Consider the following 25,413-nt stretch of genomic DNA (forward strand, 5'->3'; position numbering starts at 1 on the left):
ATACTGAACATCATATCCGGGCCACGCCAGGTCCGGATATTTTTGACGCAGAAAGTAGCAGGACATGAAGGAATTTGCCCTCGACCCGGCAACCCTGCCCGAGGCCGATATCCTCGGCCTGGCACAAACCGGACAGCTTTTACGGGCGGAGCGCCAGACACCTGAGAATGGTATTCCGGCGTTCATCTCTCGCGAAGACTGGGATCGCATGCACGCGCGTTTCGGGGAGTGTGGCAGGGACAAAGGTGATCTTCTCACTGCCCTTGAGAAGGCCGTGCAGCGCCTTATGGGTCATGCTGCCGAGACACTCGCGACGCGCGAAGCCGGTGTGGTCAGCGCCATCCTCAGCGCCCGTACCGACCTGTTCGACGATGGTGGATCGACCTATCTTTCCTTTCTGCGCGACGCCACCCATCCGGTTGCGTGCGTGATCATCGGCAGTCGCCCTTGGCTGAGCGCGGGGGGCGATGAAAAAACCCTTTAATCACCTGAGAAACGAGACGAATCGCCCAGTTCCGAGCCGTGTCCCGCAGAGCGATCTAAGTTGTTTCACCCTGAAACTTGCAGGCACTCGGCTATGTGAGGGGCGCTTCATCCGCTACGTCTGCCGGCTTTGCCCGCCGTATGGCAGTTTTTGCCTGAATATAGGCTTGATAGGCTACGGCTACGTCGATCGCTACCTCTCGTTCATCCAGCCTGGCTCTTTCAATGACTGAGCGCGCCTCGGGCAGCCAATTGACGAACCCCTCGACCTTACTGTCCTCATCATTCGAGTCGAGTATGTTGCGTTCAGCATCAACAATGGCAGCTTCGGCACTACGCCTCGCGTGGCGAACGCCCGTTTCGCGACGCAGGACGGCAGTGAGTGCCTGAGCACGATCCATCAGTTCATACCATCTCTGCAACCGGGTGCTTTTCCTTATTTGCACAGTGCTCACTTTTCATTGCAGGCCCACTGACATTGACGCCAGTTCCAGCCTCTCGATCAAGCAACTACCGACATCGAAAGTTATAAAGTAGTACGATAATTTGCACGGCACCCACTTTCCTATCTCTGAAGTCAGAGAGATGTGAGGTGGGAATTATGGCATTACAACCTGAGCGCGCATATGAGTAATTACAATCCCATGGCCTGACCGGTACATGCCATCATTCGTTAACCATCGTTAAATAACCTGGTGTTAGCATTGAAAAAACTTTCAATACCAAACAGAAATCTCCAAGTGCGGCGTAGTATTTTTGGAAGACAAATATTTTTTCTTGCAGAAATTGTATGGTTAATTCGTTAAAGAGTCATTAACTACCTGAGGAAATGTTTTGCACGCGAAGAAAGTATTTTCCTTGCGGGCAGCAACCTTAGGTAGTAACTAGCAATCATCAACCCTGGAGATTGATGAGATGCGCCTCCTTCTTGTGGAAAGCGAACAGACAACGGCTCAAGCGCTGATCAAAACACTCACGCAGGGCGGTATTACTGTTGATCATGCGCAAACCGGGCATGAAGCAATCGATATGCTGCGCCATTATGACTATGACCTTGCTCTGACAGAACTGACTCTCGAAGATCTTGAGGGTTACGAAGTCATCCGACGCGTCCGCAAGACGCAAATACACACACCAATTATAGTACTCAGCGCAATGACCCGCGCACAGGCAAAAATAAAGGCACTCCATGCGGGTGCCGATGATTACATAACAAAACCATTCGACACAGAAGAATTGCTTGCACGTTTGCAGGCGGTATTACGTCGCTCCAGAGGGTTCAGTACGACCGTCATGACGGTCGGCCCTCTCTCCCTTGACCTGAACGCCAAGAGCGCATCCGTCAACGGGCATCAGGTTCAGTTGACAGGCAAGGAATATGCCATACTGGAACTTCTGGTTTTGAGGCGCGGCAACGTCCTGACGAAGGACGCCTTTCTCAACCACCTCTACGGGGGTATCGATGAGCCCGAGATGAAGATCATCGATGTGTTTATCTGCAAGCTGCGTCGCAAATTGCAGCAATTCGGAGCCGGCCAGATGATTGGCACGGTCTGGGGGCGTGGCTATGTCCTCCGGGACGACACCCGGCCGGTGTCGGTCATTCCCCCGTCTGAACAGACGCCACATCATATTGCCGCACTTCAGCCCTCACCATGATTGTGGGAAATGGTTCATTGGGCGCGCTTTTCCCTGACCATAAGCGGGGGCCTGCAAAATGGCCTGTCTGACGTAGAGGCGCGCACGCGCCACTGCACTTTCCACGCTGAGACCCTGAGCAAGACCGGTCGCAATGGCGCTCGCCAATGTGCACCCGGTCCCGTGCGTATGAAGCGTTTCCAACCTCGTATCTGAGTAAGGATACGTCGCATTCTGCCCGATCAGAATATCTGTAACGTTTGGCCCAACCAGATGACCACCTTTTGCCAGGATCCACTCAATCTCGTGGGTGCGTGCGAAGGTGTGCGCTGCATCGGCCATCTCTCTTTCGGTCGAGAGCGTCTTCCCACTCAGAGCCTCGAGTTCAGGAAGGTTAGGGGTGAGCATGAAACACCGCGCGTAAAGACGCGTCAGCATGGCCTCGCCATCTGGCGTCATCAATCGCGCACCACTGGTGGCCACCATAACCGGATCCATTACACAGGGTATCGCTGGGTAGGAACTCAATACGTCGTCGACGGCTTGCATGATCGCAGCATTGCCAAGCATACCAAGCTTGATGATATCTGCGCCGATATCGTCGAGCACCATCTTCATCTGCTCGGCCACCATCTCGGGTGACATGTAGTCGATCCGGCTGACACCGAAGGTATTTTGTGCAGTGACCGCAGTAATCGCTGTCGTGGCAAAACCACCAAGGGCTGTCACGGTCTTGATGTCGGCTTGAATCCCGGCCCCACCCCCGGAATCACTTCCTGCCACGATCAGCACCCGACCTTGCATCAGACGGCAACCGCTCTGTGCACGGCATCACAGATCAGTGCGACGACTTCCTCCACCAAGGCGGAATCCTCCGCTTCAGCCATGACTCGAATCAGGGGTTCAGTACCGCTCTTGCGCAGCACGAGGCGCCCCTTGCCCTCAAGACGCTTTTCCGCCTCCAGCCTTGCCTGTGCAAGAAGTTCCGTCGAGAGCGGATCTCCACCCCGATAGCGCACGTTACGGAGCAACTGGGGAAACGGCTCAAAAACACGCAAAATCTCGCTGGCGGGTCGCCCATCCTCGACCAGCACAGCGAGGACCTGCAACGCAGCTATAAGCCCGTCACCAGTGGTCGCGAAGTCAGACAGGATCATGTGACCGGACTGCTCGCCACCAAGTTTGATAGCATGCTGACGCATTTTCTCGACCACGTAGCGGTCTCCCACCGCTGTACGATGCAGCGTAATCCCATGCTGGGCGAGCTTCCTCTCGAGGCCGAGATTCGACATGACCGTCGCGACCGCATCATCACTGCCAAGACGATGATTTTTCTGAAGGGACAGGACAATCAGACCAAGAATCTGATCACCATCAACAATTCGTCCCTGTTCATCGACGATTATGAGGCGATCAGCGTCGCCATCCAGCGCGATACCAAGATGGGCCTTGTTTTCGAGCACCGCCTGCTGAAGGGCCTCGGGATGAGTCGATCCACACCCAGCGTTGATATTTACACCATTTGGCTCGCACCCGATCTTGATGACTTCCGCGCCGAGTTCCCACAAAGCCGTTGGCGCGACGCGGTAAGCCGCGCCGTTGGCGCAGTCCAGCACGATACGCAATCCATCAAGTCGTGACCCTTTGGGGAAAGAGGCCTTGGCAGCCTCGATATAACGCCCGGCAGCGTCATTAAGCCTTGATGCCCGCCCCACTTCCTCCGGGGACGCCATCTGATCCGTCAGATCCTGAGCCATCATGGACTCAATTTCCGCCTCGACCTCATCGGAGAGCTTGAAGCCGTCGGGACCAAATAGTTTGATCCCATTATCACCGAACGGGTTGTGAGAGGCGGAAATCATCACTCCCAGATCGGCCCGCAAGGAACGCGTCAGCATGGCAATGGCAGGTGTAGGCAGCGGCCCTACAAGGATGACATCCATACCGGCTGACAGAAAGCCTGAGACCAGGGCGCTTTCGATCATGTAGCCCGAGAGTCGCGTGTCTTTACCCAGCACCACGCTGTGGCGATGGGCACCACGACGAAAATGGAGTCCAGCTGCCTGACCGAGCCGAAGAGCCACATCCACGGTCATTGGGAAGCTGTTCGCCTTTCCACGGATTCCGTCAGTGCCAAACAGCTTGCGGCCTGGATTGGATTGCTTGCTCATAATCGCCCTTCCTGTCGCTTGCTTGCGCGCAAGACATGACGTTCTTCAAGCACACCGCGCCATACGAAAAAAGGGGGCTTGCGCCCCCTCTCCTCAACCGTTGAACGGCTCAACCCGCCTGCGGAGACGGATCCAGCGCTTCTGTCGAGCCCGCCGCCTTGGCTTTGACCGTCGGGACTGATGAGCGACGGTTCTCAGGGGCCGCGTCATCCACCTCTATGCGGGTAATTTCCTCACCACGCAGCACACGCGCGACCTCATCACCAGACAGCGTTTCGTATTCCAGAAGCGCCTTCGCGATCCGGTGCAGCGCGTCGATATGCTCCAGCAAGAGCGCGTGAGCCTGCTGATAGGCGGTATCGATCAGAACCCGGATCTCACGATCGATTTCCATAGCGGTCTGTTCGGACACGTTCTTGTTCTGGGTCACCGAGTGCCCCAGGAACACCTCCTGACCATTGTCTCCGTAAGCAACCATGCCGAGCTTCTCGCTCATGCCCCACTCAGTGACCATGCGGCGCGCGTAATTCGTCGCCATCTTGATGTCACCAGAGGCACCGGTCTCAACATTTTCGGCGCCGAAGATGATCTCTTCAGCAGCACGGCCACCCATGGCCAGCACGAGCTGCGCCTTGAGCTGGGTCCGGCTCATGTTCAGACGATCACCCTCTGGAAGGATCTGAACCATACCGAGAGCACGGCCACGCGGAATGATGGTCGCCTTGTGAATAGGATCGGAACCGGCAGTCAGCAGCGCACAGATGGCATGGCCGCCTTCATGGTACGCTGTCTTCTTCTTCTCGTCCTCGGTCATGGCCAGTGAGCGACGTTCGGCGCCCATCAGAACCTTGTCCTTGGCATTGTCGAATTCGAGCATTGCCACGGTGCGCTTGCCCAGACGGGCAGCGAGCAGAGCGGCCTCATTGACCAGATTGGCAAGGTCGGCACCAGAAAATCCCGGCGTACCACGTGCAATCACTTTGGGATCAACATCCGAAGCCAGCGGTACCTTGCGCATATGGACGCGCAGGATCTTCTCACGCCCCGCAACATCCGGGTTCGGCACCACAACCTGACGATCGAAACGACCGGGGCGGAGCAAGGCAGGGTCGAGCACGTCAGGACGGTTTGTCGCTGCAATAAGGATCACGCCCTCATTGCTCTCAAACCCGTCCATCTCCACCAGCATCTGGTTGAGGGTCTGTTCACGCTCGTCATTGCCGCCACCCAGACCTGCGCCACGATGACGGCCAACGGCATCGATTTCGTCAATGAAGATGATGCACGGCGCCGATTTCTTCCCCTGCTCGAACATGTCGCGCACACGCGAAGCACCGACACCCACAAACATCTCGACGAAGTCCGAACCGGAGATCGTGAAGAACGGTACATTGGCCTCGCCAGCAATAGCGCGTGCGAGCAGGGTCTTACCCGTGCCCGGCGGGCCAACAAGCAGGGCACCCTTGGGAATTTTGCCGCCCAGACGGGTAAATTTCTGCGGGTCCTTCAGAAACTCGACAATCTCCTCGAGCTCTCCCTTTGCCTCATCGATACCGGCAACGTCATCGAACGTGACGCGCCCCTGCTTCTCGGTCAGGAGACGGGCACGCGACTTTCCGAAGCCCATAGCCCGGCCACTGCCCGACTGCATCTGCCGGAAGAACAGGATACCGATACCCAGGAGGAAAATCATCGGCAGCCAGCTCGTGACGGCGCGCAGGATAGGGCTGCCATCCGCATCGAGCGGCTTGGCAACAACCTCTACGCCCTTGCCTGTCATTCGTGGCACCAGGCCAGGGTCGACCGGTGCATAGGTCTCAAAAGACGTGCCGTCCTTCAGGGTGCCTGTGATGTTCTGGTTCTGCACGACGACAGAGCGCACCTTGCCTTCATCAATATCCGTCACGAAATCGGAATAGGCGAGTTGCTGCGCTGCGTGCTGGCTTCCCGTCGGCTGAAACGCCAGGAAAAGCAACAACGCCAGAACGATGATGATCACCCAGAGTGCCAGATTGCGGCCAAAATTGTTCATCACGGTCTCTATTGTTTCCAAATAACAGGTGCCAGGCCATGCGACCGGCGCACTCTCTAGGAGAAACGTCGGCTTCGGTAGCCTCGTCTGCTGCCTTAAACCGACAACAGCGTTGATCTTTCTCATAACATAAGCATTTGGGGGGACGTTCCCACCCCCTGCCGATCAAGTTTTCACGGTTTCCCGGTATTCAGGCCATCTTGACCGGTCACTCAGACTGGCGGCGGGCTCAAACACGAGTTCAAAACCGGGCCAGCCTCGTGAAATACCCTCACCCAACGTCGGCACACCCACGACACTACCCCCTCGCCAAAGTGCCGGAAGGGCAGCCAGCACGCGCGAAGGAAGTGGATGGTGGCGATAGCGGCAGGATTCCGGCCCTAGGGCGCCGACACTCAGCCCGGGCTGCAGGGGCACCCCCCGCACCTTGAAGCGCCTGTCCCACCAGAGCCCCTGACACAAAGCTGACTGCGCACGGATCGCCGCCGCCTCGCGTGCAAGGATCCATCCGTCGCCATACCGTCCTGCCTTGAACAGGATAGACCCTGATCGCGTCAGCGGACACGGCGAGGCGATCAATGCGGCCATATCCGGTGGAGAAGGGGGATAAGCCGCGCCAGATATCATCTGCCAGAGCTGCCCCAGGAGGCCCGGGTCATCGGGTAAAGCCGCCATGACGGCATACCCGGCAGGATCGAGGCGGATCGAGGCAAGCCAACGCGCAACGGCCTCCGATCGCCTGTTGCGTAGCACCCCGTAAGGGCCTGCCTCGATCAGCGTATCGCGCCGCGTCGCAGCATCCATACCCTGCCGGATACGGACACGCTCGAAGCAGCGCTTCTGGTTACTGGGATCTTCCACCCATTCTATCTTATGCGCCTGCAGTGTGGCACGAAGCCGCTCCGGCGCAATCGACAGCAGAGGGCGAAGATAGCGCAGATGCGGCGTCTCACGACTGAGCGCCATGGAAGCAAGGCCATAGGGTGTGCTTCCATGCGCCTTGCGCATAAGGAAGGTCTCCGCCTGATCGCCGGCATGATGCCCCAATGCAAGGTCGAGGATACCATGAGCGGCGCAAGCCTCGGCGAGGATCTGGTAACGGGCAGCCCTTGCGTTCTCCTGCAATCGTCGCGTGCCATCAAGCGCCTGAATGCGCAGAACGCTCACAGGGATATCGAGCGCTTCAAGTCTGGACGCTGTCAGCGCAGCCTCGGCTGCGGAGGCTTCCCGCAAACCATGATCGACAACAAACGCCCTGACGGCACGGCGCCAGCGTCGCAGCAACCAGGCAAGACAGAGACTATCTGCACCACCCGAAACTGCGACACCTATTGGAAAGCGGGGGTCATCGAATGGAAAAGCCCCGAAACCCTGCATGAGGGCCGCAAACTCCCCTGCCACGATGGGCCCTGCACCCGGCTGGAATGACCGGCTCGCAGTTTCATCTTCAGGCATCAGCCCGCTCAGTGACAGTTGGCACGGCCCTTGAAGCTTGTGACGGCAGCCTTCACGCGTGGTGTGGGCGAAGGAAACTCGGAATCGAGCTTCTGCAAGGCCTGACAGGCCGAGTTCTTGTCGCCCATTGCCAGCATGGAGGCAGAGACGCCAAGCAAGGCTTCCTGCGCGCGTGCGGACTTGGGGGAGCGATTATAAGCGTCGTAATAAGCCACAGCGGAATCGCGATACTGCTTCTGCCCCGCAAGAGACTGGGCGAGCAGGAATTGCGATTCGAGCTTCCCATTGGCCGTCTTGGCCAGTTTCAGCGCCTGCTCGGCATTGCTCTGTGCCGTGGCATAGTCACGGCTCTTCAGGGCAGCCTGACCGGATTTGAGCAGATCCAGCGCAGTCGCCGGTTTATCCGCGGGCGCTGCGGGTGGCGCACTGGGAGTGGCTGGCGCAGTCATGGCGCCAGCACTGGTTGCAGCGCCTGCCGCAGCGCCACTGGCTCCATTCTGCGCGGCGAACTGCATATCGCCAATCTGCTTGGTGAGCGTCGCATTCTGCGTCTGGACCTGATTGGTCAGCTGATCGAGCTCTCCGCGCATCTCCCGGTTTTCGTTCTCAAGCGTCGAGACACGCTGCAGAAGCTGGGAAACGAGATCGCCGTTGCCCGAACTGACGGCAGGTGCGGCATTGCCACTCACCGGCACGGAGGATGCACTGGACTGCACCTGCTGAAGCTGCTGCGAGAGCTGCTGGATCTGGTTTTGCAGCGCGATACCCTCGCGGCTCGTGACCTGAGCCTGAGCAGGTGAGAGCCCAAGCCCTGTTGCAGCGGCGACGGTTGAGAGAATGAGGAAGCGGGAAACTCGGGCACCGCGCATGGCGCATCCTTCGGTCAGATCGTGATGGCTGGCATCATGCCGCGCATGATCCTTCGCCGTATAGCTCAAAAGAACTTGTAAATCAGACGTTCCATAAAACAAAACCGGCTGATGCCAAAGCACCAGCCGGTTTCGCCAGATCCGAATTCATCCCCTGCAGGACACAGAGGAGAATCAATCGTCAGACTTGGCAGGTTGTCGAGGCGCTGACGTGAAAAATCAGGTCAGAACCACGAACAACCCGGCAGTCTCGAACCGATTACTTGACCGAGGTGATCGCGTTACGGTTCTGAGCCCATGCCTGCTCGTCGTCACCATCAGCGGTCGGACGGTCCTTGCCGTAGGAGATCGTCGTGATGCGCGAAGGAGCAACGCCCTTGGCAACCAGATAGTCACGAGCCGCATTCGCACGACGCTGGCCGAGCGCAATGTTGTACTCTTCCGTGCCTCGGTCATCGCAGTTACCAGCGATTTCGACGCTGACCTGCGGGTAGCGGGCGAGCCATGCTGCCTGCTTGTCCAGAGTTGCCTGTGCATCGCTGGAGAGCGTGTTGCGGTTCAGGTCGAAGAAGACGCGATCGCCGACATTGGCAACCAGATCGGCTTCGCTACCGGGCGCAGCGCCGGTTTCCTGAGCCGTAGCGCCTGCACCGGTCGATGCACCCTTGTTTGATTCATCCGAGCATGCAGCCAGAACGACTGCAAGGCCAAGCGCACCGAGAAGCTTGAAATTCATTTTTGCCAACCCTGAATATAGTCCCCATCCGGGACCAGGAAGCGTGACGACAACTAATTACGAAGGTCGGAGTTCCCGTTTTGCTTGCTGGTTACCATAACCATTGGGCCTTACCGATCCCGACGACCAAGATCGGCCATACTCATTCCCGCGAAGCGCGGTCAAGCGGCATGAGTACCATCGCGCGCCAAGTCGCGTGGATTTCATTAGAAATTCAGAATTAGTGTCCCCGACGCCACAAAAAGCGGCATCAGAGACACAGCCTCACGGCTTTGTTCAGCCCTGAAGCGGCGACCAGGCCGGATCAGAAGCACCCGTGCTGGTGCGTATGGGACGCTCATGGAATCCGGTGATATCGATCGTGCCGATTCCACTGGAGAACCCGGCGCCCCCTGCCCCGGCTGCCGACTGACGGCAGAAGGCGATCACGCGACCATTCGGACAGAAGGTCGGGCTCTCGACCGTGAAGCCCTCGGTCAGGATGCGTTCTCCCGTTCCATCAGGCCCCATCACACCAAGCAAGAAGCGACCATTGGCAATACGGGTAAAGGCAATCACATCACCACGCGGCGACCAGACCGGCGACCCGTATGTGCCGTGACCGTAGGAAATACGACGCGCGCCGCCACCCGAAGCGCTCATGATGTAGAGCTGCGGCGATCCACCACGGTCGGAGTTGAACACGATCTGGCTGCCGTCAGGGCTGAAGCACGGGCTCGTATCGATCGCACCGGAATTGGTGATCTGACGCTTGGAGCCCGATCCGAGATCGACAACGAAAATGTCCGACCCACCACCGCGCGTTGCAGAGAGCACAACCTGGCTGCCATTGGGGGAAAAACGCGGGGCAAAGGAGATACCCTCAAATTCGCCCAACATACGCTGGCTGCCCGAGCCGAGATCGAACGTATAAACGCGCGGACGGTTATTGGCGTAGGACATGAACGCAATCTGGTCGCGCACCGGGTTGAAACGCGGTGTGAGCGTCAGCCACTGACCCGAGGTCAGCATGTGGCTGTTGGCGCCGTCCTGATCCATCACAGCAAGACGCGTGATCTGGTGATGGCGCGGGCCAGTACGGGCGATATACGCAATGCGCGTATCGAAATAGCCCTTCTCACCCAGCATGCGCTCATAGATCACGTCAGCAATCGTATGGGCAATGCGACGCCAGTTACCAGCCGAGGCCGTATAGGCTGTGCCCTGAATCTGCTCGCCTGTCAGAACGTTCCAAAGACGCATCTCGACGCGCGTGCTGCTCGAACCCGCAGCACTCCCGGTGACAGCAGCGCGTGCACCCTGCGCCTTGAGCGCAGCAAAATCCGGCGTGCCAGAGGAGCCGGGCAGGATCGTGAACAGGCCGGTACTGTCGAGATCGGCAGAGACCACACTGGTGATCTGCTCACCCAGCCCGGGACCAAAAGACGGGATGGCGATGGGAATAGGCGCTGTACGGGCCTGATCGACTGTAATCTCCGCCTCACCGGGCGCATTGCCAGCGGCATTCTGCGCGAAGGCGCCAATCGGCGTGGCCAGCAAGCCACCAGCAGCAAGGGACGCGCCGAGAACCGAGCGTCGTGAGAACAGGGAGGAGAGGCTCTGCGCCTGGTCGTCGGTCAGCAGGGGCCTGTCGAAACTGAACGTATCGCGTGACATGAATGCGGGTCTCTTGCGGTCTGGGAGGATCATGAACCTGAAAACCTCAGGGGCGGAACACGAATTTGAGCTCGTGCGTCTTGCCCAGAAGGTTCGAGGGGATGGGAAGTTTCGAGCAGGTCGGGCTGAGCACGGCATCACGTGCACGCTCGGCCAGCGCCCGATAGGACGGGTCGGAAGCTGCCTTCGCCTGGGTATCGGGAGCAAAACGCGCCATTCTCGCCTCTCCGGTCGCATCGATCGTCACGATCAGATGCGCGCTAAATGAGGCATAATTACGCGCTTCGGTATCTTCCGAATAACACCGGCGCACCGAGCCACCAATTGCCTTCTGCTGGGCAGAACTCAGCGCGTTCGTGATGTCGCCATTTGGCGCACCACCCCCGTTGGGCGCCCCGCCCTGCTGCGGGTTGGCACGCGCCTTCGGCGGATGCGTCTGCTTCTGGTCAGCACGCAGGGCGTCGAGCGTCGCGAGCAGCGAGTGCGAATCCGCCTGGGTCTTCTTCGCCGCGTTGGGCTGCGTGATATGCGAGAAGGTGGGCGTTTCAGGCAGCTTGTCCACTGGCTGTGTCTGCGGCGAAGGCGGCGCGACCTGCTTTGATGCGGAAGGGGGAGACGGCTTGGGCGGCGAGGCCTTGATAGGCTCGGCCGAGTCGTCATCCATTTTCTGCGGTGTCTTCACGTCAGGCAGGGGCGGCGTCTTGCTCTCCGCCGGTGGCGGAATAGGCGGCGGCGGCGGTGCAGGCGGCGGCGGCTCCTCAACAGGCTGAGGAGTCGGCGGCGTAGGCGCCGGCGGCGCATCTGTCGGCGTCGGGGCTGGCGCTGGCGCTGGCTTGGGTGCTGGCGTATCGGCCTTGTGCGGCGTGGCGGGAGGACCGGAATCCTCGAAAGCCATTTCGATTGGCGGCGGTTCGGGGGGCTCGGGAGGCTTGCTCATGGGCAGCCGCACGAGAAGGAAGCCGATGAACAGCGCATGCGCTGCAACCGACGCTCCCAGCGCATAGCGGAAGCGCCGGACATCGGACCGACGGGGACGCAGCAAGGCTGCTTCTCCTCTGGTTACTGGCCCGCGGCGGGCTGCTGGGCGAGCAGCGCCACGTGCGTGAAGCCACCTGAGGTGATCTTCCCCATGATGTCCATCACCTGTCCGTAATTGATATGAGCATCAGCGCGGACGAAGATGCGATGCTCCTTGTCGTTCTGTGCGGCCTGCTGAAGCTGGGCGACGAGCTGGTCGGCCGAAACCGGATCATCTCCCAGATACGTCCCGCCATCGGCCTTGATCGAGACCGTTATGGGTTTGGTATCAGCATTGAGCGGGCTGGCATCGGTCTTGGGCAGATCGACATTCACACCGCTCGTCATCATGGGGGCTGTCACCATGAAGATGATGAGCAGCACAAGCATGACGTCCACCAGCGGTGTGACGTTGATTTCCGACGCCGGGCGTCGCCTGCGGCCGCGTGCGGGGCCGCCCCCTGCAGACATGCCCATGGGTCTTAGCTCCGCTCTTCCGACTGTCGCGACAGGATCGCGGCAAATTCGGTACCGAACGCATCCATGCGCTCGGCGAAATGATCAAGGGCAGAGCTGGTCACGTTATAGGCCACATAGGCCGGAATTGCTGTGACAAGGCCGATTGCCGTTGCAAAAAGGGCCTCGGAAATACCGGGGGCCACAACAGCGAGGTTCGTGTTGTGCATGGCCGCGATCGAGCCGAAGGCGTGCATGATGCCCCACACCGTGCCGAACAGACCGACAAACGGCGCGACGGGACCAATCGTGGCAAGCGCCACCACGCGACGGCTCAGCCGATCCATTTCACGGGCAACCGTGATGTTGATCGCGCGATCCACGCGATCACGCACACCACCGCGTGCAAGATCAATCCCCGTGATGCGGGCGGAGCGGCGCCATTCGCCCATGGCCGCACCAAAGACGGCAGCCATCGGGTGGAGCGGCTTTGCACCGTCGGAATCATAAAGATCCTCCAGGCTGCCACCGGACCAGAAGCGATCCTCAAATTCTGTCGCCTCGCGATTGACGCGGCGAATCAGGATGATCTTCTCGATGATCACGGCCCAGACGAAGGCGCTGCACAAGATCAGCCCCACCATGACCAGCTGCACCACAATGGATGCATGCAGGAACAAGTCCAACGGTGACAAACCAGAAGCGGCGGCCCCAAGGTCAGCCGCATTTACCGCTCGATCCAAAAAAACCTCCTGAGGCTTCGTTCTGCGTCACGCCTATACAGTGCATGCCTCATACGCGCCTATCCCGAATCGTCACGCATCATCACATGCCGCCTGTCCTCAGGTCTGGCTCGACAATGCCTCCAAGGATGCACGCCATCGCGGCGGAATTCGGGCAGGTCGCCCGGAATTCTGCATGATGCATGCCAGCTCGACTGTCAGCGTGGCGGCATGCATGTCGCCACACGACACGATCTGACGCAACTGGCAACGTGCAGAGCCAACAGATTCAATCGTGGTTGTGATCTCTGCCCAGTCATCCAGACGTAACGGGCGCAGATACTCGACCGTAAGCTTCGTTACGACAAAGACGAGACCCGTTTCTTCCTGCAACATCGAAACGGGTGTGCCTGACATACGCAGGGCCTCGGTGCGTGCCCGCTCGGCAAAGGCCAGATAGCGGGCATGGTAAACAATCCCGCCCGCATCCGTGTCTTCGTAATAGACACGATAGCCGATCTTATGAACCTTCATCGCTCTCCCTCAACAGATCGAACTGTGCCGCGCTGGCCGAGGCCGGCGCCGTGAGGCCGAGATGGGTCCAGCCACGCTCTCCAAGCATGCGCCCCCGCGAGGTGCGCAACACAAGCCCTTCCTGAATCAGATAGGGCTCGATCACATCTTCCAGCGTGTCACGCGCCTCAGCCAGCGCCGCAGCCAGGGTCTCGACTCCGACAGGGCCACCGTGATGATGCTCCGCAATGCGCTTGAGATAGCGCCTGTCCATGGCATCCAGCCCGACCGAATCGACCTCGAGTCTCGTGAGCGCGGCATCAGCCATCACGCGCGTGATCGCCCGGTCATGTGGCGCCCCCACAGCGGCGAAATCACGCACGCGGCGAAGAAGCCTGCCCGCAATACGCGGCGTACCACGCGAGCGCTTCGCGATTTCCTCTGCCCCTTCCTCGGTCAGGTTCATGCCCAGCTTGGCGGCTCCACGGGACACGATCAGCCGCAGTTCCTCGGGCGTATAAAACACGAGCCTCAGCGGGATACCGAAACGATCGCGCAGAGGTGTCGCAAGCAGGCCAGCCCTCGTCGTGGCCGCGACAAGGGTAAAAGGCGCCAGATCGATACGCACAGAGCGGGCGGCCGGCCCCTCGCCGATAATCAGATCGAGCTGGAAATCCTCCATCGCCGGATAGAGCACTTCCTCGATGGCGGGTTGCAGACGATGAATCTCGTCAATGAACAGCACGTCATTGGGCTGCAGATTGGTCAGAATGGCTGCGAGATCACCCGCGCGCTGGATCACCGGCCCCGATGTGGCACGAAACCCCACGCCAAGCTCGCGCGCCACAATCTGCGCCAGCGTCGTCTTGCCGAGGCCCGGTGGCCCATGCAGCAGGACATGGTCCAGCGCCTCGCCCCGGCTGCGGGCCGCCTGGATGAAGACGGACAGGTTTTCGCGGCTGGCGCGCTGTCCGGTGAAGTCATCGAGCGTCTGGGGACGCAAACCGTGATCGGTATCTTCCATACGACGCTCGGGGGTCAGCGGGCCTCTATCCGTGTCACTCATGCTCTTGCCCCCATTCCCCTGCTGCTGGTCTCATTTGACCGGGCCATGCCTTGCGTCATCGCGCCAGATCCTTGAGCGCCAGACGGATGACCTTGTCCAGCGTTGCCCCTTCATGATCGACCAGAATGCGGCTGAGCACCGGCCAAGCCTCGGCGCGGCGAAAACCGAGACCGGCCAGTGCCTGCAACGCGTCGCTTTCGACAGAGCCTGCATTGCCCGTGACGCTACGCCCGACAGCAATCGCGCCACCCGCTGGCATCTTGCCCACCTTGCTCTTGAGTTCCGTCACGATGCGCTCGGCCAGACGGGTGCCAACGCCTGCCGCCCGGGTCAGCGCCGCCTTGTCGCCAGCGCTGATGGACAGGACCAGATCACCCGGTGTCGCCACAGAAAGAATGGCCAGCGCCACCTTCGCCCCGACCCCCTGAACCGTGGTCAGCAGACGGAACCATTCCTGCTCATCCGCGGTCAGGAAGCCGAAAAGCTGGATTGCGTCCTCGCGCACCACGGTCTCAATGAGCAGTCGTGTCTTTTCAGGGGCCGCAGGCAGATTCGCCAGGGTCCGGCTCGACGCCGAGACAAGATAGCCCACGCCATTGACGTCGAGAATACAGCGATCCGTATCCGTGCTTACCACGATACCTGTCAGTAGCCCGATCATGCCCACCTCACTTCACGCGTCATGGCATCCTGCCCCGAACCCTGTTGTCTTGTTATCCGTCAGGCCAGAAACCTGATCAGGCCATCCGTCTGCCAGACATGACCTGCCGCGCCGTCTCCCGATGATGGGCGTGGCAGATCGCCACCGCCAGCGCATCGGAGGCATCCGCCTTGTGAATGACCGCACCCGGCAGCAGGCGCTTGACCATCATGGTCACCTGCTCCTTCGTGGCCGCCCCGGTGCCGACAACGGATTTCTTGACCATCATGGCGCCGTATTCCGCCACGGGGAGCCCTTCATAGGCCGGTGTCAGCAAGGCGACACCACGCGCATAACCAAGCTTGAGCGTCGAAGCCCCGTTGCGGTTGACATATGTTTCCTCAACCGCCGCCTCGGCAGGCTGATAATCGCGTATCAGCTTCTGAAGGGCACCATGAAGCTCGCACAGGCGCAGCGGTACGGACTCGGCGCCGTCAGTGGCGATGACGCCGGAGGCGACATGCTGCAACCGGTTGCCTTCGACATCAATCAGACCCCAGCCCATGAAACGCAGGCCGGGATCGATACCGAGCAGACGGATCAAGCAGCGAGTGCCTGGGCAACGTCGTCGGGAATGTCGAAATTCGCATAGACGGCCTGGATATCGTCATTGTCGTCCAGAACGTCGATGAGCTTGAGCACCGAACGTGCCTTTTCCTCATCCAGTGTCACGGTGTTCTCCGGGCGCCAGTCGAGCTTTGCCGAGCTCGGCTCGCCAAACCGTGCTTCGAGCGCATCACGCACTGCAAAGAGGTTTTCCATGGCGCAGGTGATCTCGTGGCCATCGGCCGTGAGCTCGGCATTGTCGGCACCCGCCTCAATGGCCGCATCCAGCATGTCTTCCTCGGAAGCCGCCGCGACCGGGTAGGTAACGACCCCCAGACGCTGGAACATGAAGGATACCGAGTTGCTCTCGCCCATCGACCCGCCATGCTTGGAGAACGCAGCACGCACTTCGCTCGCGGTACGGTTGCGGTTATCCGTCAGCCCCTCGACGATCACGGCAACACCCGCCGGGCCATAGCCCTCGTAGCGGACTTCCACGTAATCCTCACCGCCACCGGCACCACTGGCCTTCTTGATGGCGCGCTCGACATTGTCCTTGGGCATGTTGGCTTCACGGGCCGCAATCATGGCGGCGCGCAGGCGCGGGTTGGATGACGGATCAGGCAGGCCCGAGCGCGCAGCAACCGTGATTTCACGCAGGATCTTCGCAAACTGCTTGGCACGCTTGGCGTCCTGCGCACCTTTGCGATGCATGATGTTCTTGAATTGCGAATGACCGGCCATCAGAGCCTCCTAAACCGTATGACTGTTCGTTCTTCTTCAGGCCAGACGGCCATGACAATGCTTGAATTTCTTGCCCGACCCGCATGGGCAGGGTGCGTTGCGCGGGGTTTCCTGCGCATAACCACCCTCGGCCTCCGGCACATTCATGCCCATGCCTGACGGGGTCTGAAACATCCCGCCTGGCTGCAAGCCCACCTGTCGCGGCTCAAGCCCGTCAGATGACGCCCCCTCATCGGAGGACGCAAAGATCTGCTGCCCCTCGAAACCGGTATGACCATCAAAACCGGGGAACGGATCGGCCTGCTGAACCACCTCGATGCGCGACATGGTCGAGGTGGAACGAATACGCATGTCGTCGAGCATGGCGGTGAAGAGCTGGAATGCTTCGTGCTTGTATTCGTTGAGCGGGTCACGCTGACCATAGGCGCGCAGGCCGATGCCCTGACGCAGCTGGTCGAGTGCGTGGAGATGCTCTTTCCATACCCCGTCGAACGAGGTGAGCAGCACCTGCTTTTCGATATGACGCATGATCTCCGGGCCGATATTGGCAGCGCGCGCAGCCTGTGCCTGCGTGGCAGCCTCTTCCACGCGCTGGATGATCAGATCGGCATCCATACCGTCTTCCTTCGCCCATTCGCGAATCGGCAGGGTCAGATTGAGCAGCGACAGCAGATCGGCTTCGAGCGCCTCGCTCTCCCACTGCTCGGCAAAAGCCTTTTCGGGCACACGGGCATGGACCATCTCTTCGATGCTCTGCTCGCGCAGCTCCTGCAGGATACCCGACACGTCGTCCATCGCCATATACTCACGGCGCTGGGCATAAACTTCCTTGCGCTGGTCATTCATGACGTCGTCGTATTTCAGGACGTTCTTGCGCATGTCGAAATTGCGCGCCTCGACCTTCTTCTGGGCACGTTCAAGCGCCTTGTTAAGCCAGGGATGAACAATGGCCTCGCCTTCCTTCATGCCCAGCTTGGTCCAGAACGCACCCATGCGCTCGCCGCCATAGATGCGCATCAGGTCGTCTTCAAGCGACAGGAAGAAGCGTGATGCCCCCGGATCACCCTGACGGCCGGAACGGCCACGCAGCTGGTTGTCGATACGCCGACTCTCATGGCGCTCGGTACCGATCACATACAGGCCGCCAAGCTCCTTGACCTTGCCATGATTGACCGCGATTTCCTCACGCAGACGCAGGATCTCGGCTTCATGCGCTGCCTCATCCTCAATTTTCTCGAGGCTCTGGCGGATCAGCATATCCAGATTGCCGCCAAGTTTGATGTCCGTACCACGTCCCGCCATGTTGGTGGCAATGGTGATGGCACCCGGCGCACCGGCCTGCGCGACGATCTGCGATTCCATTTCATGGAAGCGGGCGTTCAGCACGGAATGAGGGATTTTCTTGGAGCTGAGCAGGTTGGAGAGATGCTCGCTCTTTTCGATGGAGGTCGTTCCCACCAGCACCGGCTGCCCTGATTTCGCAACCTCCTGGATCAGGTTCGCTACAGCCTCGAACTTCTCGCGGGCCGTGATGTAGACCTCGTCATCCGTATCCTTGCGCGCGACGGGGAGATTGGTGGGAATCTCGACCACATCGAGCTTGTAGATCTCGGCAAACTCGTCAGCCTCGGTCATGGCCGTGCCGGTCATGCCCGAAAGCTTGGGATAGAGACGGAAATAATTCTGGAAGGTGATTGAGGCCAGCGTCTGGTTCTCAGGCTGGATCTCGACATGTTCCTTGGCCTCAAGCGCCTGATGCAACCCGTCGGAATAGCGACGACCATCCATCATGCGGCCCGTGAACTCGTCGATGATGACGACCTTTCCGCCACGCACGATATATTCGACATCGCGGGCAAAAAGCGTGTGGGCACGAAGGGATTGCTGGACATGGTGCATGACGGCGATGTTGTGCACGTCATAAAGGCCGCCCTCATGCAGGACGCCGGCCTCACGCAGCATTTCCTCGACCATGTCGGAGCCCTGTTCGGTCAGGATGACCGTACGCAGCTTCTCATCCCTTTCAAAAGCCTCGGGATGCTTGACGAGATGAACCACCACATCATCCACCCCGCGATAGAGCTCCGAGCTGTCATCGGCAGGACCGGAGATGATGAGCGGTGTACGCGCCTCATCGATCAGGATGGAATCCACCTCATCGACGATCGCATGATAGAAAGGACGCTGGACCATTTCTTCCAGCGTATATTTCATGTTGTCGCGCAGATAATCGAAGCCGAATTCGTTGTTCGTGCCGTAGGTGATGTCCGACCCATAGGCAGCGCGGCGCTCATCGTCCGACAGATTGGGAATGATCACGCCCGTGGTCAGGCCGAGGAAGCTGTAGAGCTTGCTCATCTCCTCGGCATCGCGCTTGGCCAGGTAGTCGTTCACCGTCACGACGTGCACGCCCTTGCCGGCCAGCGCACTAAGATAGACCGCAAGCGTCGCCACCAGCGTCTTGCCTTCGCCTGTGCGCATCTCGGCGATACGGCCGGAATGCAGCACCATACCGCCCACGAGCTGAACGTCGAAATGACGCATGCCGAGCACACGGCGCGATGCCTCACGGCACACGGCGAAGGCCTCGGGCATGATCTTGTCGAGGCTCTCACCCCCGGCGATACGGCCTTTGAATTCCTCGGTCTTTGCGCGCAGTGCATCATCGTCGAGAGCCTGAATGGCAGGCTCAAGCGCGTTGATTTCAGGCAGGCGCTTCTGATAGCCCTTCAGTGAGCGATCATTGGCGGTGCCGAACATGGCGCGGGCAATACGAGCGAACATGACTGTCCTTCTGGCGAACTGGTCCGCTAGAAGCCGGACCGCGAACTGGAGTGCGGATCATCCCGACCCGCCTGCACCGATGAACCTGCCCTACCAAGAGGCGGAGATCGGTCAAGGCGGTCACGCGAAACATCCGCCGAAGCCGGATCGGGATTGTCCACGCGGGAAATGAGATAAGGCGCGCCCTTGCCCCGGTCAACCGAGCAGCAGGGCGTTCAGCCTCGCTTAAAGCTCTGCAATGCACCTTTTCTTCCCGCAGCGCGCCATCAAAACCGGATATCGCACAGCAGTCGGCCTTGCCGAGCGCCCAAGCCTGCGCCATGCTGGACGAAGTTCCACGAGTTTTTCGAGGTTATTTCTCCATGCGGCTTACCCGCCCGGCCCTTTTCTGCGCCGCTCTCATCTCCGGCACGACTCTGGCGGCTCCGGCTTTCGCAGCCCCCGCCCCTGCAGCCCCGGCGAATGCGGCTCCGGCCGCTGCCCCGGCTGATGCCAATCCGCTGATCGCTTCTGTCAACGGACAGAAGATCTATCTGGATGACGTCAAGCACGCTGCTGCCAACCTGCCCCCGCAGGCCCGCCAGCTGCCGCCGAACACGCTGGTCAACATTCTGTTGAACCAGCTTGTCAGCCAGAAGGCTATCCAGATCGACGCACTCAAGGAAGGCCTCGACAAGAAGCCGGACGTGAAGGCCCAGATGCAGGATGCCGCCGATAACGCGCTGCAGAATGCCTATCTGCAGGAAAAGGTTGCGCCGCTGGTGACGGAAGACGCCATCAAGCAGGCCTATCAGGCAAATTACGCCTCCAAGAAGGGGGAGCAGGAAATCCATGCCCGCCACATTCTTGTGGCCGACGAAGCAACCGCCAAGGACGTGATCAAGCAGCTCGACAAGGGCGCGAAGTTCGAGGATCTCGCTAAGAAGCTCTCGACCGACAAGGGATCGGGCGCAAGCGGCGGTGATCTTGGCTGGTTCAAGAAAGACGACATGCTGCCGGAATTCTCGAAGGCCGCTTTCGCCATGAAGCCCGGCACGATCAGCCAGACCCCGGTCAAGACCCAGTATGGCTGGCACGTCATTCAGGTTCTGGCCTCGCGCGAAGCTCCTGTGCCGCCGCTGGACCAGGTGCATGACGAAATCCGTCAGCAGCTGATCCGTGACAACGTGCGCAAGATCGTCGAGGATGCGCAGAAGAAGGTCAAGATCGTGCGCTACGACGCCCAGGGCAAGCCCATCAGCGATGCCCCGGTTGCAGCCCCGGCGAAGAAGTAATCGCCACATGGAGGTGAGCATCTAACGCTCACTTTTCACTCAGAATTCCGGTCTTTTCGCCCCATTGCGGGGCGGGGGGCTGGACCTGAGCCCCAAGCCGTGCATCCTCCTTCCGACGTTTCAAGCTCGGAGACAGATCATGGCAAAAGCCCTCCCCCGCTCCCCCCTCGCCCAACCCCTGCCGCGCCTTCTGCCGGTGGCTGGCGTCAGGCTGGGCGCTGTTGCCGCACAGATCCGCTACAAGGATCGCACTGACCTCATGATGATGGAGTTCGTGCCTGGCACAACGGCGGCGGGTGTGTTCACGCGCAGCAAATGCCCTGGCGCTCCCATTGACTGGAGCCGTGCAGCTCTGGCGCAGGGCAAGGCCCGTGCGCTGGTGGTGAACTCGGGCAATGCCAACGTCTTCACCGGCCGCGCAGGCGTCATCGCCACGCAAATCTCGGCTGCCGCCGCCGCGCGTGTTGTGCACTGCCCGGCAACGGAAGTGTTTCTTGCCTCGACCGGCGTCATTGGCGAGCCACTCGACGCCGAGCGCATCAGTGATGCGATGCCTCAGCTCTATGAGGCGCTTTCGCCCGAAGGCTGGGAAGACGCCGCCCGCGCCATCATGACCACCGACACCTTCCCCAAGGCTGCCACAAGGCAGGTCGAGATCGGGGGCAAGACCGTCACCCTGCAGGGCATTGCCAAAGGCAGCGGCATGATCGCACCCGACATGGCCACCATGCTGGGCTTTGTGGTGACCGATGCCGCAATTTCCCATGATGTGCTGCAATCGCTCCTGCGCGAAGGCACAGAACGCAGCTTCAATGCCATTACGGTCGATTCCGACACGTCGACGTCAGACATGGTGCTCGTTTTCGCTACCGCGCAGGCCGGTCATGACGAGATCACGTCCCTGACCGATCCTGCACTGGCGGCTTTCCGTGAAGCCCTCGATTCCCTGCTGCTCGAACTGGCCCTGATGGTCGTTCGTGACGGTGAAGGGGCAACGAAGATGTTCACGGTGCGTGTAAGCGGTGCCGTTTCAGACGAATCGGCCAAGAAGATCGCCCTCGCCGTTGGCAACTCCCCGCTGGTCAAGACGGCTATTGCCGGTGAGGACGCCAACTGGGGCCGCGTCGTCATGGCCGTTGGCAAGAGCGGCGAGCCAGCCAATCGCGATACGCTCTCGGTCGCCATCGGCAATGTCTGGATTGCCCGACAGGGAACGGTTGTCGAAGGCTATGATGAAACCCCCGTGGTGGCCCATATGAAAGGTCAGGATATCGATATCCAGCTCGATCTCGGGCTCGCCAATGGCCATGCACAGATCTGGAGCTGCGATCTGACTCACGGGTATATCGACATCAACGGCTCCTACCGAAGCTGAACCATTACCGCTGGGCCTGCCAAACGGGCCCGGCATGGCGGCCTTCGCTCCAGCGGTCCTGTCCTGAGGGACCACTGGAGCCCGAGCGCAGAAGCGCACCCTTCCCCGAATCCAGCGGACGGGCCTCTTCTCAACAGCGTCTGCGTCCTTTCTCTGTGCCTGCGTGCGGCATTGCGCCTCATCATTTTCTGATTTAGTACCGTAGTCGTCCTTTTTTGATCGCTGCGACGCATCTCGCGTCTGGACGATCGCGTTGATTGCTCCCACATTGTGGGTTGAGAGCGAGACGCGCTCACAACAAGAGCAATCATATCAGTGTCGTAATTCCTGCCCGGACGACACTGCGGAGGAAACTTCATGGCTAATGGATTTCGCGTGGTTATCATCGGCGGCGGTGTTGCCGGGATGGAAACAGCGATGACCCTCGGTCGCGGCCGCCATCGCAACATCGAAACCACGCTGATCGACAAGGGCGCCGTCCATTACTGGAAACCCATGCTACACGAATTCGCAGCGGGGACGGGTGAGGAAACGCGGGATTGTACGACCTTTATGGAGGCCAGCCGCCGTTTCGGCTTCCGCTTTATCCAGAGTTCGCTGAGCAGCGTTGACCGTGAGAAGCACGAGATACGCCTCGCGAATGACGAGATCGTACCCTACGACATGCTGGTGGTCTCGCTTGGCTCGCGCTCGAATGATTTCGGCATTACGGGCGTCATGGCCAACTGTACGTTCATCGATTCACTGCCCGATGCAAGCTCGTTTCATGAAAAATTCCGGGCGGCTTTCCGTGATGCAGCCGCCAGCAATCGCAAGCTTGAGGTCGGTATTGTCGGTGGCGGTGCAACAGGCACGCAGCTTGCTGCCGAGTTGTGCAGCGCCATCGATCTCGCCCCAGGTTATGGCAAGGATGCAAGACGCAACGTACTGCGCCTCTCCCTGATCGAGACAGGCAAGCGTATTCTCCCCGCATTCCCCGAGCGCGTGTCAAACGATGCCCGCAAGCAGCTTGAGGCTCTGGGCGTGTCGGTTCTGACCGAGGCCATGGTGACGTCGGTCGATGAGGAAGGGTTTCACCTCAAGGACGGGCGCGTCATCCCGGCCTCGTTGCGTGTATGGGCTGCCGGTGTGCGCGCCAGTGCTGCCACCGAACTGTTCGAGGGGCTGGAAATCGCCCGTGGCGGCCAGCTTGTCGTCAATCATCACATGCAGTCCACGAGCGATACGTCGATTTTTGCCCTGGGCGACTGCGCGCGTATCAACGACGCCCCGCTTCCCGCCACAGCACAGGTTGCGCGCCAGCAGGGCATCTATCTTGGCCGCGCCATACCGGTCATCGCTCAGGGCCGCGAGCCCTCGACATTTGTTTACCGCGACCGTGGTGCGGTCGTGTCTTTGGGAGACTATAACGGGTGGGGCATGGTTGGTGCCTCGACGAGTTTCGGTGGCGGCTTCCTGCGTGGCCTCGCCCCGAGATGGCTTCATGATCTGATCTTCCGTCAGCATCAGATTGGCGTCATGGGTCTGGCCCGCGGGACGGCTGCCTTCCTCAAGGCTCATCTGAACCCGACCCGCCCACGTCTGGACCAATAACACCCGATCAACGGTAGTCTCGATTCATGCCCCAGCAACGGTCACAGTCTCTCCCCCCCACCGAGGCGCAACGCCTTGATGATATGGTTGCCACGCTGCAAGCGCGTGGCTTTGCCTTCGAGCGTGGGCCCGATATGCGCTCCTTTCTCAAAGCCTTTGGTTTTGAGGACTGGGACCGCTTTGCCGAGAGCTGGAACCGGCTGGGGCTTGACCGGTACATGGCGGATGGCGGGCGCTATCGCAAACGGCGTTATGCCACCTACGCGCTGGCGGGCGGGCGTATCGACCGCAAGCGCCATCAACCTCACTATCAGAGCCGCGATTACAACCTGCTCAATGGCGGGATCGAACGCTGGTTCGGTCCGGTTGAGGATGCCATTGCCTCACATCCGGTCATGCTCTCCATTCTCAATGCTGCGCATCTTCTGGCGTTGCGCATGACGCCGGCCTCGACCCAACCCGATAGCTGGCATGCGGAGGTGCATCAGTTTCGTATTGAAGCCCAGGCCGGCAGTCAGGGGCGCCCGACTCCCGAAGGCATGCATCGTGATGGTGTGGACTGGGTTTTCGTCCTGATGGTCAGTCGCGAAAATGTCGCTTCCGGCGTCACGACGATCCACGACGATCAGCGTCAGGAAGTCGGCTCGTTCACGCTCGAGTCACCGCTCGACACTGCCCTCGTCGATGATCATCGTGTGTACCACGGGGTCACCCCCGTCGAGCCGATCGACCCCGCCCGCCCGGCCTATCGTGACGTACTGGTCGTCACGCTCAGACATGCGTAATAAACCGGCGTGAAAAAACGGCCCCTGCGATTCGTGAGGGCAAAATGAAAGACAATCCGATGCGTTTTCGTGTGGTACTGGCGGGTATTGCCATCACGGGTCTTATGGCAGCTCCTGCCCTGGCCCGGACGCATCAGAAATCGACGCCATCAGGCAGTGGGCCGCATCCAGTCATTCTCACGGCGCTGCCCGGTACCAATCTCGATCAGGAGGCCCGCCAACTGAGCGCGGGCGATCTGGCCGATGCCGCCAAACATAATGATCAGCCTGTCGTTCTGGTTGCCTCGGCACCGCTTTCCACAGACCGGGGGGATATGGCGCTCTTTGTGCAACTACAATCCGCCCGCCTTTGCGGCTCGGCAGGCTGCTCCACATCGGTCTATTTGCGCCATAAGGGTGGCTGGAAGCTTGTGCTCGACTCGGTAAGCGGAGCCATATCTGTCCTGTCGAGCCGTCATAACGGTATGCATGACCTGCTGATCGACAAGAATGATCGCTGGACCTGGAATGGAACAACCTATCAGGACGGCGCACCCGCAGCAGCTCCGGCGCCACAGAGGGCAGACAAGGACGGCAAGAACAAGGGTGACGAGACCCCGAAGAAAAAGCTTCTTCGCGGCTAGTCTCTGCACCCAGTTTTTCGGGGGAATTGGAGCGGGTGAAGGGAATCGAACCCTCGTATGCAGCTTGGGAAGCTGCCGTTCTACCATTGAACTACACCCGCAACGGCGCCCCTTCTATCCCACTCGCTTGCGTGATGCAATCATCCCGCTGCCAGTTGACGACGGACACAGCCTT

At 59.9% G+C, this 25,413-nt stretch carries 24 protein-coding genes and 1 tRNA gene; 7 read left to right on the forward strand and 18 right to left on the reverse strand.

What is annotated here, in order from left to right; genetic code table 11:
* The first annotated feature begins 64 nt into the window (after nucleotides 1-64).
* Complete coding sequence (locus tag ACWNRM_RS01340; RefSeq protein ID WP_485169142.1) at nucleotides 65-484, forward strand: hypothetical protein; 420 nt, start codon at nucleotides 65-67, stop codon at nucleotides 482-484.
* A 91-nt stretch (nucleotides 485-575) separates the two neighbouring features.
* On the opposite strand, the gene ACWNRM_RS01345 is transcribed toward ACWNRM_RS01340, so the two are convergent.
* Nucleotides 576-884, reverse strand: a complete 309-nt coding sequence (locus tag ACWNRM_RS01345) for a hypothetical protein (protein WP_485169143.1) — start codon at nucleotides 882-884, stop codon at nucleotides 576-578.
* 514 nt (nucleotides 885-1,398) lie between these two features.
* Here ACWNRM_RS01345 and ACWNRM_RS01350 point away from each other — a divergent pair.
* Nucleotides 1,399-2,142: a response regulator transcription factor gene (locus tag ACWNRM_RS01350; protein ID WP_485169144.1), complete on the forward strand. Its 744-nt coding sequence runs from the start codon at nucleotides 1,399-1,401 to the stop codon at nucleotides 2,140-2,142.
* Here the strand turns inward: ACWNRM_RS01350 and thiD are convergent.
* The 16 genes from thiD to secA form a co-directional block, all read right to left on the reverse strand.
* Nucleotides 2,134-2,925, reverse strand: a complete 792-nt coding sequence (thiD, locus tag ACWNRM_RS01355) for a bifunctional hydroxymethylpyrimidine kinase/phosphomethylpyrimidine kinase (RefSeq protein WP_485169145.1) — start codon at nucleotides 2,923-2,925, stop codon at nucleotides 2,134-2,136. The genes ACWNRM_RS01350 and thiD overlap by 9 nt on opposite strands.
* Nucleotides 2,925-4,292 (reverse strand): phosphoglucosamine mutase, encoded by a 1,368-nt coding sequence (gene glmM / locus ACWNRM_RS01360; protein WP_485169146.1) that lies wholly within the window; start codon nucleotides 4,290-4,292, stop codon nucleotides 2,925-2,927. Before glmM ends, thiD begins: the two co-directional genes overlap by 1 nt.
* 109 nt (nucleotides 4,293-4,401) lie before the next feature.
* Nucleotides 4,402-6,324, reverse strand: coding sequence for an ATP-dependent zinc metalloprotease FtsH (ftsH, locus tag ACWNRM_RS01365; protein ID WP_485169309.1), 1,923 nt, complete (start codon nucleotides 6,322-6,324; stop codon nucleotides 4,402-4,404).
* A gap of 165 nt (nucleotides 6,325-6,489) precedes the next feature.
* The gene (gene tilS, locus ACWNRM_RS01370; RefSeq protein ID WP_485169147.1) at nucleotides 6,490-7,779 is read right to left on the reverse strand and encodes a tRNA lysidine(34) synthetase TilS; all 1,290 of its coding nucleotides are present in this window, start codon (nucleotides 7,777-7,779) and stop codon (nucleotides 6,490-6,492) included.
* Nucleotides 7,780-7,787: 8 nt separating this feature from the next.
* Nucleotides 7,788-8,648, reverse strand: a complete 861-nt coding sequence (locus tag ACWNRM_RS01375; RefSeq protein ID WP_485169148.1) for a tetratricopeptide repeat protein — start codon at nucleotides 8,646-8,648, stop codon at nucleotides 7,788-7,790.
* Between the two features lie 259 nt (nucleotides 8,649-8,907).
* Nucleotides 8,908-9,384: a peptidoglycan-associated lipoprotein Pal gene (pal, locus tag ACWNRM_RS01380; RefSeq protein WP_023978578.1), complete on the reverse strand. Its 477-nt coding sequence runs from the start codon at nucleotides 9,382-9,384 to the stop codon at nucleotides 8,908-8,910.
* A 276-nt stretch (nucleotides 9,385-9,660) separates the two neighbouring features.
* Complete coding sequence (tolB, locus tag ACWNRM_RS01385; RefSeq protein WP_485169149.1) at nucleotides 9,661-11,040, reverse strand: Tol-Pal system beta propeller repeat protein TolB; 1,380 nt, start codon at nucleotides 11,038-11,040, stop codon at nucleotides 9,661-9,663.
* Nucleotides 11,041-11,086: 46 nt separating this feature from the next.
* The gene (locus ACWNRM_RS01390) at nucleotides 11,087-12,082 is read right to left on the reverse strand and encodes an energy transducer TonB (RefSeq protein WP_485169150.1); all 996 of its coding nucleotides are present in this window, start codon (nucleotides 12,080-12,082) and stop codon (nucleotides 11,087-11,089) included.
* Between the two features lie 17 nt (nucleotides 12,083-12,099).
* Nucleotides 12,100-12,534: a protein TolR gene (gene tolR / locus ACWNRM_RS01395; protein ID WP_023978580.1), complete on the reverse strand. Its 435-nt coding sequence runs from the start codon at nucleotides 12,532-12,534 to the stop codon at nucleotides 12,100-12,102.
* Nucleotides 12,535-12,539: 5 nt separating this feature from the next.
* A complete protein-coding gene (tolQ, locus tag ACWNRM_RS01400) occupies nucleotides 12,540-13,256 on the reverse strand; it encodes a protein TolQ (protein ID WP_023978581.1) in 717 nt (238 codons plus the stop codon).
* A 99-nt stretch (nucleotides 13,257-13,355) separates the two neighbouring features.
* Entirely contained in the window at nucleotides 13,356-13,769 is a 414-nt protein-coding gene (gene ybgC / locus ACWNRM_RS01405; RefSeq protein ID WP_023978582.1) for a tol-pal system-associated acyl-CoA thioesterase, read from the reverse strand.
* Nucleotides 13,756-14,814 carry a Holliday junction branch migration DNA helicase RuvB gene (gene ruvB, locus ACWNRM_RS01410; RefSeq protein WP_485169151.1) on the reverse strand — a complete coding sequence of 353 codons (1,059 nt, stop codon included), beginning with the start codon at nucleotides 14,812-14,814 and terminating at the stop codon, nucleotides 13,756-13,758. The genes ybgC and ruvB overlap by 14 nt, the downstream gene beginning before the upstream one ends.
* A 55-nt stretch (nucleotides 14,815-14,869) precedes the next feature.
* Nucleotides 14,870-15,475, reverse strand: a complete 606-nt coding sequence (gene ruvA, locus ACWNRM_RS01415) for a Holliday junction branch migration protein RuvA (RefSeq protein ID WP_485169152.1) — start codon at nucleotides 15,473-15,475, stop codon at nucleotides 14,870-14,872.
* A 76-nt stretch (nucleotides 15,476-15,551) separates the two neighbouring features.
* Nucleotides 15,552-16,058, reverse strand: coding sequence for a crossover junction endodeoxyribonuclease RuvC (ruvC, locus tag ACWNRM_RS01420; protein ID WP_122039817.1), 507 nt, complete (start codon nucleotides 16,056-16,058; stop codon nucleotides 15,552-15,554).
* Nucleotides 16,055-16,804 (reverse strand): YebC/PmpR family DNA-binding transcriptional regulator, encoded by a 750-nt coding sequence (locus ACWNRM_RS01425; protein WP_485169153.1) that lies wholly within the window; start codon nucleotides 16,802-16,804, stop codon nucleotides 16,055-16,057. The genes ruvC and ACWNRM_RS01425 overlap by 4 nt, the downstream gene beginning before the upstream one ends.
* 36 nt (nucleotides 16,805-16,840) lie before the next feature.
* The gene (secA, locus tag ACWNRM_RS01430; protein WP_485169154.1) at nucleotides 16,841-19,588 is read right to left on the reverse strand and encodes a preprotein translocase subunit SecA; all 2,748 of its coding nucleotides are present in this window, start codon (nucleotides 19,586-19,588) and stop codon (nucleotides 16,841-16,843) included.
* A 362-nt stretch (nucleotides 19,589-19,950) separates the two neighbouring features.
* Between secA and ACWNRM_RS01435 the strand changes: the two genes are divergently transcribed.
* The 5 genes from ACWNRM_RS01435 (at nucleotide 19,951) to ACWNRM_RS01455 (ending at nucleotide 25,238) form a co-directional block, all read left to right on the forward strand.
* Nucleotides 19,951-20,862: a peptidylprolyl isomerase gene (locus ACWNRM_RS01435; protein ID WP_485169155.1), complete on the forward strand. Its 912-nt coding sequence runs from the start codon at nucleotides 19,951-19,953 to the stop codon at nucleotides 20,860-20,862.
* A 139-nt stretch (nucleotides 20,863-21,001) separates the two neighbouring features.
* Nucleotides 21,002-22,237: a bifunctional glutamate N-acetyltransferase/amino-acid acetyltransferase ArgJ gene (gene argJ, locus ACWNRM_RS01440; protein WP_485169156.1), complete on the forward strand. Its 1,236-nt coding sequence runs from the start codon at nucleotides 21,002-21,004 to the stop codon at nucleotides 22,235-22,237.
* A gap of 357 nt (nucleotides 22,238-22,594) precedes the next feature.
* Nucleotides 22,595-23,830: an NAD(P)/FAD-dependent oxidoreductase gene (locus ACWNRM_RS01445; RefSeq protein ID WP_485169157.1), complete on the forward strand. Its 1,236-nt coding sequence runs from the start codon at nucleotides 22,595-22,597 to the stop codon at nucleotides 23,828-23,830.
* Between the two features lie 26 nt (nucleotides 23,831-23,856).
* Complete coding sequence (locus tag ACWNRM_RS01450; RefSeq protein ID WP_485169158.1) at nucleotides 23,857-24,615, forward strand: 2OG-Fe dioxygenase family protein; 759 nt, start codon at nucleotides 23,857-23,859, stop codon at nucleotides 24,613-24,615.
* Between the two features lie 44 nt (nucleotides 24,616-24,659).
* Entirely contained in the window at nucleotides 24,660-25,238 is a 579-nt protein-coding gene (locus tag ACWNRM_RS01455) for a hypothetical protein (RefSeq protein ID WP_485172134.1), read from the forward strand.
* A 27-nt stretch (nucleotides 25,239-25,265) separates the two neighbouring features.
* Here the strand turns inward: ACWNRM_RS01455 and ACWNRM_RS01460 are convergent.
* Nucleotides 25,266-25,339, reverse strand: a tRNA-Gly gene (locus tag ACWNRM_RS01460).
* Nucleotides 25,340-25,413: the final 74 nt, after the last annotated feature.

Source organism: Asaia sp. A2, from assembly GCF_057319415.1.

Bases quoted from the DNA above. Each gene is read 5' to 3' on its own strand.
- pal (WP_023978578.1), bottom strand. From the start codon at position 9,384: ATGAATTTCAAGCTTCTCGGTGCGCTTGGCCTTGCAGTCGTTCTGGCT.
- thiD (WP_485169145.1), bottom strand. From the start codon at position 2,925: ATGCAAGGTCGGGTGCTGATCGTGGCAGGAAGTGATTCCGGGGGTGGG.
- secA (WP_485169154.1), bottom strand. From the start codon at position 19,588: ATGTTCGCTCGTATTGCCCGCGCCATGTTCGGCACCGCCAATGATCGC.
- ACWNRM_RS01450 (WP_485169158.1), top strand. From the start codon at position 23,857: ATGCCCCAGCAACGGTCACAGTCTCTCCCCCCCACCGAGGCGCAACGC.
- ACWNRM_RS01350 (WP_485169144.1), top strand. From the start codon at position 1,399: ATGCGCCTCCTTCTTGTGGAAAGCGAACAGACAACGGCTCAAGCGCTG.
- tolB (WP_485169149.1), bottom strand. From the start codon at position 11,040: ATGTCACGCGATACGTTCAGTTTCGACAGGCCCCTGCTGACCGACGAC.
- tilS (WP_485169147.1), bottom strand. From the start codon at position 7,779: ATGCCTGAAGATGAAACTGCGAGCCGGTCATTCCAGCCGGGTGCAGGG.
- ACWNRM_RS01375 (WP_485169148.1), bottom strand. From the start codon at position 8,648: ATGCGCGGTGCCCGAGTTTCCCGCTTCCTCATTCTCTCAACCGTCGCC.
- tolR (WP_023978580.1), bottom strand. From the start codon at position 12,534: ATGGGCATGTCTGCAGGGGGCGGCCCCGCACGCGGCCGCAGGCGACGC.
- ACWNRM_RS01345 (WP_485169143.1), bottom strand. From the start codon at position 884: ATGGATCGTGCTCAGGCACTCACTGCCGTCCTGCGTCGCGAAACGGGC.
- ACWNRM_RS01455 (WP_485172134.1), top strand. From the start codon at position 24,660: ATGAAAGACAATCCGATGCGTTTTCGTGTGGTACTGGCGGGTATTGCC.
- ftsH (WP_485169309.1), bottom strand. From the start codon at position 6,324: ATGAACAATTTTGGCCGCAATCTGGCACTCTGGGTGATCATCATCGTT.
- argJ (WP_485169156.1), top strand. From the start codon at position 21,002: ATGGCAAAAGCCCTCCCCCGCTCCCCCCTCGCCCAACCCCTGCCGCGC.
- ybgC (WP_023978582.1), bottom strand. From the start codon at position 13,769: ATGAAGGTTCATAAGATCGGCTATCGTGTCTATTACGAAGACACGGAT.
- ACWNRM_RS01435 (WP_485169155.1), top strand. From the start codon at position 19,951: ATGCGGCTTACCCGCCCGGCCCTTTTCTGCGCCGCTCTCATCTCCGGC.
- ACWNRM_RS01445 (WP_485169157.1), top strand. From the start codon at position 22,595: ATGGCTAATGGATTTCGCGTGGTTATCATCGGCGGCGGTGTTGCCGGG.
- ruvB (WP_485169151.1), bottom strand. From the start codon at position 14,814: ATGAGTGACACGGATAGAGGCCCGCTGACCCCCGAGCGTCGTATGGAA.
- ACWNRM_RS01340 (WP_485169142.1), top strand. From the start codon at position 65: ATGAAGGAATTTGCCCTCGACCCGGCAACCCTGCCCGAGGCCGATATC.
- ACWNRM_RS01425 (WP_485169153.1), bottom strand. From the start codon at position 16,804: ATGGCCGGTCATTCGCAATTCAAGAACATCATGCATCGCAAAGGTGCG.
- glmM (WP_485169146.1), bottom strand. From the start codon at position 4,292: ATGAGCAAGCAATCCAATCCAGGCCGCAAGCTGTTTGGCACTGACGGA.
- ruvA (WP_485169152.1), bottom strand. From the start codon at position 15,475: ATGATCGGGCTACTGACAGGTATCGTGGTAAGCACGGATACGGATCGC.